Annotated in this window: 9 protein-coding genes; 6 read left to right on the top strand and 3 right to left on the bottom strand. The window is 58.8% G+C overall.

Going from position 1 to position 16,684, the window contains the following annotated elements:
* The first annotated feature begins 176 nt into the window (after positions 1 to 176).
* From FJ398_16795 to FJ398_16785, 3 genes are all read left to right on the top strand, one after another.
* Positions 177 to 554 carry a hypothetical protein gene (locus tag FJ398_16795; protein ID MBM3839590.1) on the top strand — a complete coding sequence of 126 codons (378 nt, stop codon included), beginning with the start codon at positions 177 to 179 and terminating at the stop codon, positions 552 to 554.
* Positions 555 to 795: 241 nt separating this feature from the next.
* Positions 796 to 1,893 carry a TIM barrel protein gene (locus FJ398_16790; GenBank protein ID MBM3839589.1) on the top strand — a complete coding sequence of 366 codons (1,098 nt, stop codon included), beginning with the start codon at positions 796 to 798 and terminating at the stop codon, positions 1,891 to 1,893.
* A gap of 226 nt (positions 1,894 to 2,119) precedes the next feature.
* Complete coding sequence (locus FJ398_16785; GenBank protein ID MBM3839588.1) at positions 2,120 to 2,974, top strand: hypothetical protein; 855 nt, start codon at positions 2,120 to 2,122, stop codon at positions 2,972 to 2,974.
* 354 nt (positions 2,975 to 3,328) lie between these two features.
* On the opposite strand, the gene FJ398_16780 is transcribed toward FJ398_16785, so the two are convergent.
* Both FJ398_16780 and FJ398_16775 read right to left on the bottom strand, forming a co-directional pair.
* Positions 3,329 to 4,651 carry an aspartate aminotransferase family protein gene (locus tag FJ398_16780; protein MBM3839587.1) on the bottom strand — a complete coding sequence of 441 codons (1,323 nt, stop codon included), beginning with the start codon at positions 4,649 to 4,651 and terminating at the stop codon, positions 3,329 to 3,331.
* Positions 4,652 to 4,663: 12 nt separating this feature from the next.
* On the bottom strand, positions 4,664 to 5,311 hold the full coding sequence (locus FJ398_16775; protein ID MBM3839586.1) for a hypothetical protein: 648 nt from the start codon (positions 5,309 to 5,311) through the stop codon (positions 4,664 to 4,666).
* Between the two features lie 341 nt (positions 5,312 to 5,652).
* Between FJ398_16775 and FJ398_16770 the strand changes: the two genes are divergently transcribed.
* The 3 genes from FJ398_16770 to FJ398_16760 are packed head-to-tail and all read left to right on the top strand — an operon-like array spanning position 5,653 to position 10,629.
* Positions 5,653 to 7,044, top strand: a complete 1,392-nt coding sequence (locus tag FJ398_16770; protein ID MBM3839585.1) for a tetratricopeptide repeat protein — start codon at positions 5,653 to 5,655, stop codon at positions 7,042 to 7,044.
* Position 7,045: 1 nt separating this feature from the next.
* A complete protein-coding gene (locus FJ398_16765; protein MBM3839584.1) occupies positions 7,046 to 8,767 on the top strand; it encodes a CRTAC1 family protein in 1,722 nt (573 codons plus the stop codon).
* Positions 8,764 to 10,629 carry a CRTAC1 family protein gene (locus FJ398_16760; protein ID MBM3839583.1) on the top strand — a complete coding sequence of 622 codons (1,866 nt, stop codon included), beginning with the start codon at positions 8,764 to 8,766 and terminating at the stop codon, positions 10,627 to 10,629. The genes FJ398_16765 and FJ398_16760 overlap by 4 nt, the downstream gene beginning before the upstream one ends.
* Before the next feature lie 78 nt (positions 10,630 to 10,707).
* On the opposite strand, the gene FJ398_16755 is transcribed toward FJ398_16760, so the two are convergent.
* On the bottom strand, positions 10,708 to 16,684 hold a 5,977-nt coding region (locus FJ398_16755; protein MBM3839582.1), incomplete at its 5' end, for a hypothetical protein.

Genomic DNA, 16,684 nt, shown 5'->3' with positions numbered 1-16,684 from the left:
GAATTTTGCCTGGGGCTGCGTTGCTCCTCGGTCACAGCCCCACTGGCGGGGGATGCTCGCTCGTCGCGCCTTGCCCCAGGCCAAATTGGGCGCAACGAACGTGAGCGTATTTACGAAACGGACCACTTAGAGAACCCCGGCTTGAAGCGTCGAACCGCGCCGCGTAGATTCTGTTCATGAGCAATTCAAACACAGCAGCGCTCCCGCTTGAAGTAGGCCAGATCGGCAGCTTCGAGGCGCGCATGCTGCGAAAATTCCGCTCCGCCGTGGACGACTGGAACGAGGTTTGTTCCGCTCTCGGTCCTTGGGAAGCCCAGCACCTCACGAGAGAAGAACCCGGACCGGCCAAAGAGCAACATCGAGTTTGGGTGGTGGAATTGATTTCCTGGGGCCAGCTTCTCCAGAGAGTGACCACGCATTCGGCCTTTCCGGACCACGAGCTTGCGGCCCGCCTTGATGCCCGGTTGCGTCACCTTCAAGACAAACTTGCCCTTTGGCATCATGACATGAACGCTGCGAAGGAAGAACGTATCGTGCGAACGGCTTTTGCGTGAACCCGGCACTGGAAAGGCTCCTCGCGGCGTTGGCCGCGCGACAATGCTTCTCCACAAGACTTCCCAAACGCGGATGCCGAGGTGGAGCGGCTGTTGGGGCCGATATTGGCACGCCTTTCCCCGACGGGACGCGCTGAGTTCTTGCGTGCGCTACAAAGTCGATATCGCGCTTACCTCAAAGCCACGCAAGGTCCACCAACATTGCCGCCTTCCGCTTGATTGAACCTCGGAGGTGATTCATATGATGAAACGACGAACGTTCGGGAAATGGCTGGGCGGAATCACGATGGGCGCCACGCTCCCTGTCGCCGACTCGGTGCGCGCTCAAACACCCCCGCGCAAGAACTTGTTGATGCACGTCGGCGGCGACTACCACAGCGTCGCCGGCCAAGATGGCATCACGTCCAGGGAAAATCTCGAATACAACCTCCGCCACGGCGTGAAGCATCTTACGGCGTCGGTGAGGAAACGGCCGCAGGGCGGCGGTTGGGATCCGGAAGAACTTGCGAGGATGAAGGAGAATTGCGATCGCCTCGGCGTGGTCTTCGAGGCCATCCGCATGGACTCCGACTATATCACGTTGCCCGAAGGCGCAGATCGCGATCATGAGATCGAAACCATCCTCGGCAATATCAGGAAGGCCGCCGACGTCGGCGTGAAGATCATCACGTATCATTGGACGGTGATTCCGATCCGCCGCAACGCGCGCACGCCAGGCCGGGGCGGATCGACTTACGCGGCCTTCAAACTCGAGGACGATTGGAAAAGCTTGCCCACCGGGAAATCAGGACGCGTCAGTTCAGCGGAATATTGGAGACGCATCACGTATTTCCTCCAGAACGTCATCCCGGCGGCGAAACAACTCGACGTGAAAATGGCCTGCCACCCGTACGATCCGCCCGGACTTCCGTTCGGTTACCAGGGCGCGGACAACTGGGATTCGCCGGCGATCTTCGAGGCGATCCAGCGTTACGAAGCGATCGTGGATAGCCCGCACAACGGATTTCAATTGTGCCTGGGCACCACCGCCGAAGGCCTGGAAAATCCGCAGGCGGACATTCTCCCCATTGTCGAATACCTGGGCCGGCGTGACAAAATCCACCAGATTCACATGCGCAACATTCGCGGCGGCTTGCACCACTTCGAGGAGGTTTATCCTGACGAAGGCGTGCTGGATTTGTTCGCCATCATGCGCGTGCTGCGCGACACCCAATTCGCCGGCGCGATTTGTCCCGACCACATGCCGCGTCATGCGGACGATCCGGGCGGCCTCCAGGCGTTTGCTTTTGGCTACGGCTACATCAAAGCCTTGATCCAGGCCGTGAATTCTGAAGCGTGAACTGATGCACTTGTGCTCAAGGCCGTGAACTATGCAGCAGCCGTGGGGAGCACACGCGCCCTCGCGTGTCCCGACCGGCGCCCTCGCCGGTCGGATCCTCGGAGAGACCTTCTTCTCAAAGATCGTTTTTTCAGACTGAAGACTGTGGTCGGCGAGGGCGCCGACCACAGCACGCGGGGCGCGTGCGCTCCCCAATCGCATTAAATTACTTGGAAAGAGATGACTTATGGCCCGTGAAACATTTCAGATCGGCGATCTTACGGCGGTGATTGGCGATAACGAAGCTTACGAAGGCCACCGGGCAGGCTACAACGGCGTCCATCGCCTGACCCACCGCACCAATCCCAAATCCCTCTTCACCATCACAGGCTTAAACTTCGAGCACATTTTCGATGGCGATCACGATTTGCGGGGTGACGTCAAAGTCACGTTCGAGCCGCGCAACGCGCCGATGACCTTCAAAAGGATTTCCGAGAGCGAGGCGGAGCTTTACCAGGCGCCGACGCCGACCTTTCATCTCGAAAGCTGGACGCGCTTCAAGCTGGTCGCCCCGCACTACATCGACTTCACCTTTCGCTGCAAGCCGCACCAGCACGTCTTCACGCACGGCTACATCGGGCTGTTCTGGGCGAGCTACATCGATGCCCCGGAAAACAAGTCCATTTACTTCCGCGACGACAAAGGCTGGGTGCAGTTGTGCACGCAGACGCACAACGACGAGAGCACGGTCTTGCACCTGGCGGACAAGACCCAACTCCAATTCATGCCGAATACACGGCCGATGCTCTACAAAAGCGTGTCGCCGCTGCGGTTCAGTGACCCGCTCTACTACGGTCTCTTCGGCTCTCATCAATACATCCTCATGTTCGATCGGACGGAGGGAATCCGCTTCTCCCATTCGCCGAGCGGCGGAGGGCCGCCGTCTGCCCCGCAACCTGCCTGGGACTGGCAGTTCATCATCCCCGAATACGAAGTGGCCAAAGAATACGGCTACCGCGCCCGGGCAATCTATCGCGAGCGATGCTCGCGGGAGGAGGTTCTGGAGGAGTTCAAGAATTGGCGAGCGATGCTCGAGAAATGACTTCAGCACGCACGCTGCTTTCCGCACCTCTGTTGAAGTTCCCCTCCCGGAGCGGCGAAGGGGTGGGTTGGTGCATGGGAAGTTGCCCTCGTCTCAAATCTGACCGCCCACGAACCGCGCATCGGTAGGGCGAGTCCGTCCCCGCGCGACGTGCGTGAATACGTCCGACTCGGCTCGCTGGGGACAGGCTCGCCCTACCCTGCGGTTCATGGAAGAACGATCAGGCCCACGACACACCAAACACACGAATTGGGAGCGTGTTGCCGACGCCGTTCTCCTCAACACTGGGTGAGCACTCTGGCTTTCAGCGGTTCTCCTTTTCGTGTCATTGGCGCGTTTCGTGGGCTGAACTCCCTACACGCGGACTTCACCCAAAGACTCGTCGAGGATTCGCACCGCTTCATCGACGTCTCCTTTGGAGATATTCAGCATCGGGGCCAGGCGGATGACGTTGCCGTGGAGGCCGCCCTTTCCGATGAGCAATCCGTGCGCGCGTGCCCGCTCCATCAACTGCGCTGTCGCTTCCGGCGCGGGCTCCTTCGTCTTGCGGTCCTTCACCAGTTCGAGCGCTTGCATCAATCCCATTCCCCGGACGTCACCGATCAACGGATAGCGCTCCTTCAACTCATCGAGCTTTCCCCTGAAATACGCGCCCACAGTGTGCGCGTTCTCTCTGAGGTTCTCTTCCTCGATCAATTCAATGGTGGCTCGCGCTGCCACCGAGGTGACCGGGTTTCCGCCGAATGTCGAAATGGTCAATCCTTGAAACGAGTCGGCGATTTCAGGCGTCGTCACGGTCAGGCCGACGGGCACGCCGTTGGCCAGGCCTTTCGCGCTGGTCAGAATGTCCGGCGTCACTTCCCAATGCTCGATCCCAAACCAGTTTTTCCCCGTGCGCCCCCACGCCGTTTGCACCTCGTCAGCGATAAACAGGCCGCCGTAATTCTTGATGATCTTGAAAACGATTTTGAAATACTCCGGCGGCGGCGTGATGAACCCGCCGACGCCCTGAATCGGCTCGGCGATGAACGCGGCAATCGAACCGCTGGTGCCCGTCTGAATCAGATTTTCGACGTCGCCCGCGCAGGCCACGCCGCAATCCGGATAAGTCAAGTGCAGTGGGCAACGATAACAGTAGGGATTGACCGCATGGGAAACTCCCACGCTGACCACCCCGGCCTTGCGCCACGGCGCCTGCGCGGTCACGGCTTTCGCGAGCGATGAACCTCCGGAGTAGCCGTGGCGCAGGGCCACGACGTCGAACCTCCCGGTGGCCATGCGGGCGATCAGGATCGCGGCTTCGTTGGCTTCCGTCCCCGAATTTGTGAAGAAACTCTTTTCGAGTTTCCCGGGTGTGATCTGCGCGATTTTCTCGGCCAGCGCGACGATCTGCTCGTTCGGATAAAGAGTCGAAGTGTGTTGAAGGCGGTCAACCTGTTCCTTGATCTGACCCGTAATCTTCGGATGACAGTGGCCCACCGAGACGGTGAGGATGCCTCCAAAGAAGTCCAGGTAACGGCGTCCTTCAACGTCCCAGAGATATTGCATGTGCCCGCGATCGGCCACGAGCGGCTGCTGGTAAAAGTTCGCGACGGCAGGCCAGAGATACTCCTTGTGACGACGCACCACGTCGTCGCTGCGGTTTCCGCCTGGATTTGCCTGGCTCCTCACACCCATTCGCCGTTTTGGCTACTTCACTTGCTTCACCGCCAAGGCGAAGCCGGAGATTTGATTGGTCACCACTTGAATGGCTTTGGTCTCGGCACCGAGACGCACGGCGATGCGGTCGGCCGGTTGGCGGGTCTCAATGATTTCGTTGCCTGAGAGCACCACAGCCTCGGTCGCACCCTGGACGTCGATAGCCACGCCGTTGGTCGAGCCGCTATCGACAATCCGGTTGTTCTCGATGCGATTGCGATGGCCGGCGAAGCTCTTGTCCTTTTCGTCGCGAAAGAGCACGCCGACCTGGCGGCTCTGTAGAATCGCATTGCGCAAACGATAAGTCCCTGGCAACACACGCACGGTTCCACCGCCCAACCGGGCCACGTAATCGACCGCCGCCTGCAACGCGCGAGCGTTCGTGCCGACCAGATCCGCTTGGCCTGGCCCGACTGTGATGGTGAGGCGTTGCGACCAGTCCGGTTCAATCGCGGTGTCACCGGAGGTGGCTCGGGGAGTCGAAACGACGGGCCGGTCTGCCGCCTGCGCAATGGCCCAAGTGGCAATTGCGGAACATAGCCAAGCGGCGGCGAAACGGGCTGGGCCTTTGAACGGGGAGGCATCTTTCTTTTCCATGATGCACTGAAGATATGGCAGGCGCAGAACGTGCGGCAACATAAAGCCGTTGTCAAATTCTGTGTCAACAGCCAGAAGAAAGTCCGGACAGGTGGAATGTCCAGCCACAGCGAGGACTGTAACAAGCAAATGTCGGAAGGCCACGTGGGTCTGCTTGGCCTGCGGGCGCCTGGCTATGACGAATTCAGCCGCGTTCTGGGGAAAAATTAGAACCTTTGCACGCTGCAACGCTGCCGCTCTCGGCTTGACCCTCCTTCGCGGAAGCTCCTATTGTCACGGGCTAACAGTTCAGGCGATTCGTGATTCCTAAAGCGAAAAAAGCAAGTTCACCCGCCGGCTCGCGGAAAGGCGCCAGGGACAGGGTGAAAATCTCACGGCTCTGGATGGCTCGCCTCGCGATTCCGGGGGTTGTTTTTATCGGAGTGGTGCTGGGTGGGTCGTGGTGGTTTAGGCGCGAGCCTTCGCGAGCGCCGGGCCCCAGCAAAGAACATAACGTCACACCAGCCGCAGAACCGATTAAACTTGGGCCCAGCGGCGTGCAGGGGGGAGCGGCTTCGAGGCCGGAGGTGGAGGCGACAGCCCTAAAGCAGGAGGCTGTGGCCGTAGCGGGACAGGTGGCCGAGGCGTATCCGAACGATGCCCTGGCGTACGCTCTGTTGGGTTCAGCGTATTACAACACCGGCCGATCAGAGGCAGCGGCCAAGCATTTGCAGAAGTGCCTTGAATTGCGCCCCGACCGAGTGGAGGCCTACGAAATTCTGGCGCGAGTGGCGTACGAAAAGGGAGATCTCGAGGAAACCGTCCGGCTTTGCCAGGAAGCGCTGAAGCGAGGCCCAGTGACCGGAGATGTTCTGAATCGTTTGGGTCGGGCTCAGATGGATTTGGGCCGGACCGAAGAGGCCGTGCGCACTCTCCAACAAGCTGTCGGGCTGCCAGAACTGGCTAGTGAAAGCTGTTACTTGTTCGGGCAAGCCCATATGCAGTCCGGCAACTTTGCCCAGGCGAAGGAGGGCTTTCGGCGGTCGATTGAGTTGATGCCAAACCACACTCAGGCATATTTTGGACTCTATACCGCATGTTTGAGGTTGGGGCAAAACGAGGAAGCGGCACGGTATCGCGAGCAATTCGTGAAATTGGAGGCCGTTGATCGCAAAGACCTGACCGACCGAAGTGCCCAGGAGGACACGCTGAACGGTCTGCAGATGGTCCGCGAAACTGTGGCCCGAACTCTGTTCGGCGCGGCCCAGATTCATCACGTTCACGAACATCACGAAAAGGCGGCCGGCCTTTTTCGCAGGTCAGCAGTCCTCGACCCTGACAATCCCATGTACCGGGCCGCCCTGGAGGCGTTTTACGTGAAGCGCAACGAACTTGCCGCAGGGGCAGAGGTTTTCCACCAACTTGTGATTGAGCAGCCTCGAAACAGCTTGAATCATTTTTTCTTGGGCCGGCTTCAGGGCCGGCTTGAAGAGTTCGATGCGGCGGAAAGGTCCTATCAGAAGGTCAAGGAACTGACCCCCGATTGGAGCGAGGGCTATCGTGCCTTGGCTGAACTTTATTTGCGCGCCAATCGCAAGACGGTCGAGGCGCAGTCGCTGGCTCGGAAGGCCATCGAATTTGAGCCGAGCGGCTCCAATTACTATATCCTGGCGGTGGCCTGCTGGAGAAACAACGACCGACCTGGCGCCCTGGAAGCCGTGAAGAAGGCTCTGGCCCTGAGCCCTGACGAAACAACGTACCAGCAACTCTTCCAGCAGCTCCAATCGACCCCGTAGGATGAGCGTGGCGCGCCACACCGCGTATCCCAGTTGCTTATTGGCGAGCTGGTCAATTCCGGGATTGCTGTTCATCTCCCGTCTCACCGCCGCCGAGTCGAGCAGCCCGATCCAACTCAGAGACGCCAGCCAGCAAACCGGCATCCACTTTATTCATACCGATGGCAGTTCTGGGCGGCGCTACATCGTTGAAACGGTTGCCTCGGGGTTGGCAACTTTCGATTATGACAATGATGGGAGGATCGACATTCTTTTCCTGAATGGAGCGCCTTTGCCAGGCTCGCCCGCCATGCGGACCCCGCCGCGAAATGCCCTTTACCGGAACGAGGGCGGATGGAAGTTCGCGGATGTGACGCGGGCGTCCGGCTTGGTCGATACCAATTATCATCTGGGGGTGTGCGTCGGCGACTATAACAACGATGGTTACTCAGATATCTACTTGAACAATTTTGGGCCGAACACTCTCTATCGGAACAACGGCAACGGGACCTTTACTGACGTGACGCGAGAGGTCGGTGTGGCGGTAGGAAACCGCGTTGGCGCCGGAGCCTGCTTTCTGGATATGGATGGTGACGGGGATCTGGACTTGTTCGTGGCCAACTACGTGGGCTTTACTTTTGAGAACCACAGAATCTCCCACATGAACGGCTTTCCTGCGTACGTCGGCCCCTTGCATTACCCGGCAACTAGCAATGTGCTCTTTCGCAACAATGGCGATGGGACTTTCACCGACGTCAGTATGGGTTCCGGCATCGCTTCACTGCTGGGGGCCGGGATGGGAGTGATTGCTGCCGACATTGACAATGACGGGGATACGGATGTCATCGTGGGAAACGACTTGCGTCCCAATTTTGTCCTGCAGAATGACGGCACCGGGAAGTTCAAGGAGGTCGGCGCCGCTTTGGGATTGGCCTACGATTCCTTTGGAAATGTCCAAGGCTCGATGGGTGTGGAATGCGCCGATTGGAACAATGACGGCTGGCTGGATGTTTATATCACGCCGTACCAGCGCCAACTGGCGACCCTGTACGAGAATCGCAAGGGGGCTTATTTCGATGACGTTGCCCGGCAGACCGGGGCGGCCGCCGGCACCTATCCGCACGTCAAATGGGGCATCGGTATGATCGACTTGGACAATGATGGCCATCGGGATCTCTTCATCGCCTGCGGCCATCTGATTGATAATGTGGAGCAGTTCGACAGTACGACCAGTTACAACGCCCGAAATATCGTTCTGCGGAACACGGCTCAAGGAAGGTTCGTGAATGTATCGGAGCTTTGCGGCGATGGTTTACTCCCCAAGCTCAGCAGTCGCGGGGCGGCGTTCGATGACCTCGATAATGATGGCGATCTTGACGTGGTTATCCTGAATTCGCGGCGCGAACCAACTATCCTCAGAAACGACTCCAGCAAAACCAATCACTGGATTCAGATCCAACTCCGCGGCACGAAATCCAACCGCGATGGCATCGGCGCTCGGGTGACGGTCACGGCCGGCGACCTGAGCCAGATTGACGAAGTCCACAGCGGACGCAGTTACCAGAGTGACTTTGGAAAACGGCTGCATTTTGGCCTGGGCCAGCGCGGCGCAATTGAGCAAATCCGTGTGAAGTGGATTGGCGGCGGCGTGGATACGGTCCGCAACATTGGCGTGGACCGTCTGATCACCCTCGTGGAAGGTCGCGGCCTCGAGACCCCGCCTGCGCCAGCTCAACTGCCATGAACAACAGCGTTAGCCGTAACTTCTCAGATGAGGCGGGGAGCGCACGCGCCCTCCCGTGCAGTGGTCGGCGCCCTCGCCGACCACATGGGCGCACCCGAACAGGTCACCGTTCAGTGATTGATCGACGCTCTCGTTTCGACCGGCGAGGCGCCGGTCGAAACACGCGAGGGCGCGTGTGCTCCCCTATACCAACTGCCTACTTACGGCTTCGTCTCAACTTGCTCGTGTTTCTTTTGTTCGCCCCTCTGCTCCGTGCGGCGGAAACCCCGTCGCCGATCCAACTCGAGGACGTGACACTACAGAGCGGAATCAAATTCGTTCATACCGATGGGAGTTCGGGGCGCCGCTACATCGTGGAGAGTGTCGCGTCTGGCTTGGCGACTTTCGACTATAACGGTGATGGCAAGATCGACATACTTATTCTGAACGGAGCGCCCCTGCCGGGCTCGCCACCCACCACACCACCACCGCGAAATGCCTTTTACCGCAACGACGGAGGGTGGAGGTTCACGGATGTGACGATGGCGGCGGGGCTCGCCGATACCAGTTACCATTTGGGAGTATGCGTCGGCGATTATGACAACGACGGCGATCCGGATATCTACTTGAACAATTTCGGACCGAACATTCTTTACCGGAACAATGGAGATGGAACATTCACCGATGTCACGGCTGCCGCCGGGGTTGCAAACGGCTACAAGGTTGGCGCAGGCGCGTGTTTTTTGGACATCGACGGAGATGGCGATTTGGATCTCTACGTGGCGGATTATTGCGACTTCACGATAGCAAAGCATCAGGCGCGCAGTATCAATGGCCACCCCGCTTACGCGGGCCCCATGATTTACGGACCGGTTCCGGCCACGCTCTTCCGCAGCAACGGAGACGGCACGTTCACCGACATCAGCCGCGAATCTGGCATTGCGGCACACGCGGGCACGGGCATGGGAGTCGTCTGCGCCGACTACGACGATGATGGCGACACCGACATCATTGTTGGCAACGATGGCATGGGCAATTTTGTGTGGCGGAACGACGGCAAGGGTCATTTCGAGGAAGTCGGTCTTTTCACGGGGCTGGCTTACGACGCTAACGGAGTTGGTCTCGGCACCATGGGAGTGGAATGTGGGGATTACGACAATGACGGCAAACTTGATTTCTATATGACTTCCTACCAGAAGCAGTGGGCTATCCTCTACCGCAACGAAGGTGGAGGACTATTTTCGGACGTCACTCACAGGACAGGGGCCGGAACTGGCACTTACAATCAGGTGACTTGGGGGATCGGCATGGTGGATTTGGATAACAACGGTCACCGCGACCTTTTGATCGCGTGCGGGCATCTCCAGGACAACATCCAACACTGGGATGACACCACCAGCTACGAGGCCCGAAGCATTCTGCTGCAGAACACCGGCCAGGGGAAGTTCGTTGACATCTCCGCTCGCTCCGGGAACGGTTTGGCCCTAAAACGCAGCAGCCGCGGCGCTGCCTTTGACGATCTCGACAATGACGGGCGGATTGACGTCGTCATCCTCAACTCACGACGGGAACCCACTATTCTTCGGAACAACAGCCCAAGTCGAAACCACTGGGTTCAAATCCGGCCGCATGGAACGCGCAGCAACCGGGATGGCGTCGGCGCGCGCATCAAGATGGTGGCTGGCGACCTGACGCTTGTTGCCGAAGTTCATAGCGGCCGAGGGTACCAAAGCCATTATGGGACGTATCCGCATTTCGGCTTGGGTCAAAGAACCCGGATCGATCGCATCGAGATTCGTTGGGTCGGCGGTGGTACCAATGTCGTCGAGGGGTTGGATGTGGATCGTTTGATCCCAATTTCCGAGGACAAGCTCCGCCAGTGACCCAGGCTCTTCCAAAGGACAAAAAAAAGACCGGAGTTGCCTCCGGTCTCTTTGTGAACCGATAATTTCCCTAGGATCTCATGGCCGCAGCCGATAGAACCTCGCAACGCCACTGGGGGTGATTATCCCTACAGCCGACGCAGCAGGTACCGTGGTCCACGGTCCGGTCACAGAATCGGCCTGTTCGAGCGTCCCGGCTCCAACCCATCCGATCTGCAGCCTGTTGTTCGGCAATCTGCCGATTCCCGTGAACATCGGCACGGTTAACGCCGGTCCCGTCGGCGCGAAGGCCACCTTGATCTGCGGCAACCCAGCCGCTTTGATCAGGACGTAATCCACTTCAAGGTGTCCCAAGCCGTTGCCGCTTCCATCGACGCTCGAACCAGTAATGCCAGCGAAGCCTCTCCGGAGCGGTTTCGGAATCGCTGAATCACGCCATGTCAACTGCCAATTCGCAGGCTCAGGCGTGACTCCATCCGCCACCCACACTTTCCCAAACAGCGAATTGGTCTTGTCGGCCATAGGATCCAGGCGCATGCGCAGCCAGTACCAGGTGTTGTTCGACCAGCCGGGCGTGGTTTGAGGCGGCACGTTGGTCCTCAGTCCAGCGGGCCCCCACGCACGCAGGTCATCCAGGAACTTGAATTGGCGCCCGGGCACGTTGTCTTGAGTGCTGCTACGGAAGTGCAGGTTCAAGCCTTGGCTGTTGGTCCCCACGCCAGCGGCAATACCGCCTCGCGGATAATCGTGGTTGTCCTGAAAGGCCGCGACTCGAATCCGTGCGAGCACCTCATGCACGTCGTTGCTGTATCCAGGCTTCGTGTACAACAGGTGGTTCGGATCGCCTATGCTGGTGCTCACGTAAAGGATTCCGGCAGCCTGTTCGTAGCGGTCTCCAGCCGGTCCAAAGGCCTTCCAGTCCGGATCTCGCGTAGCGCCGGTGAAGTCATCCTGGAAACCATTGACTGCCTGACCGAACTCAGCGGGAAGTACCGCGGCAGCGACGGTGCCGAAGTATTCGATTTCATTGATTTGATGCAAGTTCGCTGGCGTGTCGTAGGCGATATAACGGATGAAGTAGTAAGGCTTGGACGCAGCAGGCAGGGTGAACTTGACCACCTGGTTGCGAGCCGTCCAAGGAGTGAGCGTACCGACGTAAATATCGCTGTAAGTGATCCCGTCATTGGATCCTTGAATCGCCCAGTCCGTCGGATCACGGCCGGGGGTGTCATTGCCGCTAGCAATGGTGAAATGAGTGAGGCTGGTGGGCCCACGGAACTGAACCGCGACCCAGACCGGCTTGCCAGGGATCGGATCATCGCAGCACCATTTGTCGTTGCCGCCGCCGACCTTGTGATCGAAGATGTTGAAGGCATTTTCCCCACCTTCGAAGTCGGGTTCGTGGCTGGAGGTGATTCCGGCCCAATCCCAAGTAGGGCTTTTAGCACCGCCAAGCGCGTCCAGTCCATTTCCGTCAGGATCGGTCAGGGGACTTCCCAGAAGAGCGGAGGCGCCTACGCCGAGTATGTCAATTTTGGCTACCACCGGTGGGGTTAGAGGAGGCGGAGTTGTCACACCAGGTATCGTGCTGATCGGCGTCCCGGTTCCCCCATTGTACAGTGCGGAGACCTCATCTTGCGTGAGGACCCTGTTCCAGAGGGCGACGTCATCAATGCCTCCTTTCCACTGGCGGTTCAGCGCTCCGGGATTCTCACCGATGTAAAGGTTGGAAGTGCCTGCGGCGAGGACCGCTTTGGCGGTATTAACGCTGCGGATAACTCCATCGACATAGAGCGCAGTGCCGAATTTGGCTCCCGACGCGTCGGTGACCGCTACGAAGTGATGCCAGCCATTGGTGATGGCGGGAACGTCATCGACGCCCTCGCCCACTCCACCGGCGTAGGCGATGTTGTTCCCCGCACCTCGCCGAGCGATGCGGTAGTTTGTGCCCTCACCTTTGGCGATGAGTGCTTGCCATTGTTTGTCGAAGGTATCGACCCTGAACCAACCAGCGATGGACAAACTGCTGTTTGCAAACCGGAGGGAATTCGAACTCCCAGTGATCTCCACGAAATTAGTCCCGGTGAGTTTGATCGACTTTCCAAATCCGGTTTTGCCATCTTCGTAAGTCAGCAGAGTAGTCCCGCGAGGCGTGCCATGGGCTGACTTGACCGAATCCAAGAGATGCCCATCAAAATTCCAGTAGGAAACGAGACCGTTTGGAATGGTGCTCACCCCGGTCACCGCGGGAGCGGTCGGGAAGAACATCGCCACCCGGTTGGTAGTTACGTCCGCACCAGAGACGCGCAGATGGAAATTGGCGCCACCATGCACGCTGGGATCCTTGCTGCCCGAATGATTGAGATTCGCCCCCGTTCCGTCGCTGGTCCAATCTCCATTGAAGAACGTGATTTCGATCGGGTAAAGGCCCGCCGCAGTAAAGACCACATTCGTATCCACGGTTGCATCGCCGTGGCCGCTGTCGTTGTTGATGACGTCGATGCCTGCAATCGTAATCCGAGAACCGTCATCGGAGGTCGTACCCAGGTTCACCTTGCCAGGAGCGGCGACATTGATGTAACCGCTAAAACGAAATGCCCCATCATCCAGATCATTGGTAGCCGCGGTACTTCCGACAAACGAACTGGCATCAGCTCCCAGCCAGTTCGTCACATGAGTCAGGTCGTTCCCGCGATAGACCAATTTCGAGGCCTGGAATGTGCCGGTGGGCGGCCCAAAGCTCCTGATTTGGCGGTCGATCCGGTTGGTGGGATTCGTAGCGCCATCGGTCGGGATGGACCAGGGCCGTCGTTTCCAATACTCGCCTTGGAGTCGGCCACCACCGCGGGTTTGCGGAGGAGCCACGGCGAGGTTTCCAGGCACATAAACGACCGGGGCTGCCGGATAGAGCAACCTCGCCGCGCTGGCGGTCGTCACATCGGCGCCAGCAACACGCAGGTGGAGATTGGCGCCTCCATGCACGGCTGGATCGGTGCTGCCAGAGTGATTGAGTTTGGCGCCTGTTCCGTCGCTGGTCCAGTCCCCGTTGAAGAAGGTGATTTCGATCGGATAGAGTCCCGCCGCGGAGAAAACCACATTCGTATCCCTGGTGACATCGCCGTGGCTGCCGTCGTTATTGATGACGTCAATGCCGGCAATAGTAATTCGAGATCCATCGTCAGAGGTCGTGCCCAAATTGATACGCCCCGCATTGGTGACATTGATGTAGCCTCTGAAACGAAAAGCTCCATCGTCAAGATTATTGGTTTTTCCGACGAACGAACTGGCGTCTGCACCCAGCCAATTCGTCACATGCGTAAGGTCATTCCCGCGATAGACAAACCTGGAGGCCCGGAAAGTCCCATCGGGCGGGCCAAATCCGTTGATCAGATTGTCGATGCGGTTGGCCGGATTGGCGGCGCCATCCGTAGGAATGGAAACGGGAGGACGCTTCCAGTATTCACCGTTGAGAGTCCCGCCCGCAGACGTGAGCGGAGGACTCGCGGCGAGCCTTCCAGGAACATACACGACGGGCGCAGCGGAGTAGAACAACCTCGACGCGACAGCCGGTGTGACGTTTGTGCCAGCAACGCGCAGATGGAAATTGGCGCCACCATGCACACTGGGATTCCTGCTGCCCGAGTGATTCAGATTTGCCCCCGTTCCGTCGCTCGTCCAATCTCCGTTGAAGAAGGTGATTTCGATCGGGTAAAGGCCCGCCGCGGAGAAGACCACGTTCGTATCCACAGTGGCATCGCCGTGCCCACTGTCGTTATTAATGACATCAATACCGCCAATCGTGATCCGGGAGCCGTCATCGGAAGTCGTCCCGAGGCGGACGGTGCTCGCGTTGGTGATATTAATGAAGCCGCTCAAGCGGATCGCGCCATCGTCCAGGTTATTGACCGACCCGACAAACGATTTGGCGTCCGCCCCCAGCCAAGTGTCGATAAGGGTAAGGTCATTGCCCCGATAATGGAAGCTGGTGGCGGTAAATGTCCCGTTCGGCGTGCCAAAGCCATTGATTTGGTTGTCGATGCGGTTGGTGGAACTGGTCGCGCCATCCGTGGGAATGGAATTGACCGGGCGTCTCCAGTACTCGCCTTTCAGGTTGCCGCCAGCGGTCGTAAGTGGCGCATTTACGGAGAGGGTTGCAGGGATGTTCACTTGGGCCAACGCGACGGTTCCCCCAGCAGTCAAAGTGACCAGGCCGGTCTTTTCCGCGTTCTTGCCGTGAACGATCGAGTGCACGCCAAAGCCGCTCCAGCCTCTCTGGCCGGGCGTGTCTTTGTCGCCGTCGTTGATGCACAGGCCTATCCCCAGCTTCATGCCTTCTTTGAACTCGGTCAGTTCCAAAGCGGACGCCGGAAACTTGAGTTCGTAAGTGGTGGTCACGCCCGTGCGCGAAATCGCGACGTCTGCGCCTCCGGGACCCTTCTCGTTGCTGACCACGATTTCGGCGGTCGCGCCTTCCTCACCGTTCAAGCCATAATTGTAGAGGTGTGAGGGAGCTCCAGTGCGTTCGCCGGTGGCGAAAGCGATTTGCAATGAATCGCCATTCCAACCGCTGTTGGAGTTTTGGTGATAATCATCGGTGACCACGACCCCGATGTGGAGCGCGTCCTTTTCCCAGGCCATGGAGACGACGCTGGTGTGATCCTCCGGGCCGCTCCAGACGCTGTCGGTCGCGACCGTGGCAGCGCCGCTCAAGGTCTCAAAAAGCACCACCTTGCCGCCAGTCGCTTTCGGGATTTCAAACGGCACCGGCCCAATAAACGGACGGTTCGCCCAATCGGACAAATCGCCGTCCACCACGTTGAATCCTTGCGTGACAGGCGGCGCGTCAAAGGTGAGCGCGGGCTGCGCCTTGGCGGCCACGAGCGTGACCAAGCCCGCACGATCCGCACTTTTGCCATGAACAATGGAATGGACGCCCCAACCGCTCCAACCTTTCTGTCCCGGCGTCTGTTCGTCGCCGTCATTGACGCACAGCCCGATGCCGATTTTCATTTTGGCTTCGAACTTCGACAACCCCAGCGCGCTGGCCGGGAACTTGATTTCGTAGGTGGTGGTCTTCCTGGCCGCGTTTCGAACAATGCCGGCGATCTCACCGCCGGGACCTTTTTCGTTGTTGATCACCACATTGCCCAAAGCCCCGTCGGTCCCATCGAGACCGAAGTTGTAGAGGTGCGTGACCGTGTCTCGCGCTGAATTCGCAAAGAGAAGCTGCAACGCGTCGCCATTCCAGCCGCTGTTGGAGTTCTGGTGGTAATCGTCGGTCACGATGACGCCGACATAGAAATTATTCGCATCCCAGGCGAAGGAAAACCGAGTCGTTTGATCCTGCGCGCCGTCCCAGACGCTGTCCGTGGCGACGCTGCTGGTGCCGCTGAGGGTCTCGAAATAAACCAACTTGCCGCCGCCGGTCTTCGGAATTTCAAAAGGAACCGGGCCGCGAAACTCCTTCCCGACCCAATCAGCCATGTTGCCGTCCGCCGTGATGTAATTGGCCGGCTCGGCATTGAATTCGAGGGGTGGGGCTTTGGTGACGGGCGGGTCGCCCGGCGCCAGAGTGACGAGTCCGGTTTGCGCGCCCGTTTTGCCATGCACGATCGAGTGGACGCCCCAACCGCTCCACCCTTTTTGTCCCGGAGTTTCGAGATCGCCATCATTGGCGCAAAGGCCGACGCCGATCTTCATTCCCGCCTCGAATTTGGCAACCTCCAGGGAACTGGCCGGGAACCTGAATTCGTAGATGGTTTTCTTGGCTGCGGTATTCCTGACAATGGCCGCTTGCGCTCCGCCCGGTCCTTTTTCTTCGTTGATGACAATTTCGCCGAGCGCTTCGTCTGTCCCTCCCAGGCCGTAATTGTAGAGGTGTGAGGGAGCTCCAGTGCGTTCGCCGGTGGCGAAAGCGATTTGCAGTGAATCGCCATTCCAACCGCTGTTGGAGTTTTGGTGATAATCGTCGGTTACGACCATGCCGATATAAAGGTTGGCTTCGTCCCACGTAATCGCCCAGGCAGTCGAATGATCCTCCGGGCCGGTCCAAACG

Source organism: Verrucomicrobiota bacterium, from assembly GCA_016871535.1.
Taxonomy (GTDB): Bacteria; Verrucomicrobiota; Verrucomicrobiia; order Limisphaerales; family SIBE01; genus VHCZ01.
This window is presented reverse-complemented; position numbering and strand designations above follow the sequence as displayed.

Coding starts and splice junctions, on each gene's coding strand:
- FJ398_16795 (MBM3839590.1), top strand. CDS start 177: ATGAGCAATTCAAACACAGCAGCGCTCCCGCTTGAAGTAGGCCAGATC.
- FJ398_16780 (MBM3839587.1), bottom strand. CDS start 4,651: ATGGGTGTGAGGAGCCAGGCAAATCCAGGCGGAAACCGCAGCGACGAC.
- FJ398_16790 (MBM3839589.1), top strand. CDS start 796: ATGATGAAACGACGAACGTTCGGGAAATGGCTGGGCGGAATCACGATG.
- FJ398_16760 (MBM3839583.1), top strand. CDS start 8,764: ATGAACAACAGCGTTAGCCGTAACTTCTCAGATGAGGCGGGGAGCGCA.
- FJ398_16765 (MBM3839584.1), top strand. CDS start 7,046: ATGAGCGTGGCGCGCCACACCGCGTATCCCAGTTGCTTATTGGCGAGC.
- FJ398_16775 (MBM3839586.1), bottom strand. CDS start 5,311: ATGTTGCCGCACGTTCTGCGCCTGCCATATCTTCAGTGCATCATGGAA.
- FJ398_16770 (MBM3839585.1), top strand. CDS start 5,653: ATGGCTCGCCTCGCGATTCCGGGGGTTGTTTTTATCGGAGTGGTGCTG.
- FJ398_16785 (MBM3839588.1), top strand. CDS start 2,120: ATGGCCCGTGAAACATTTCAGATCGGCGATCTTACGGCGGTGATTGGC.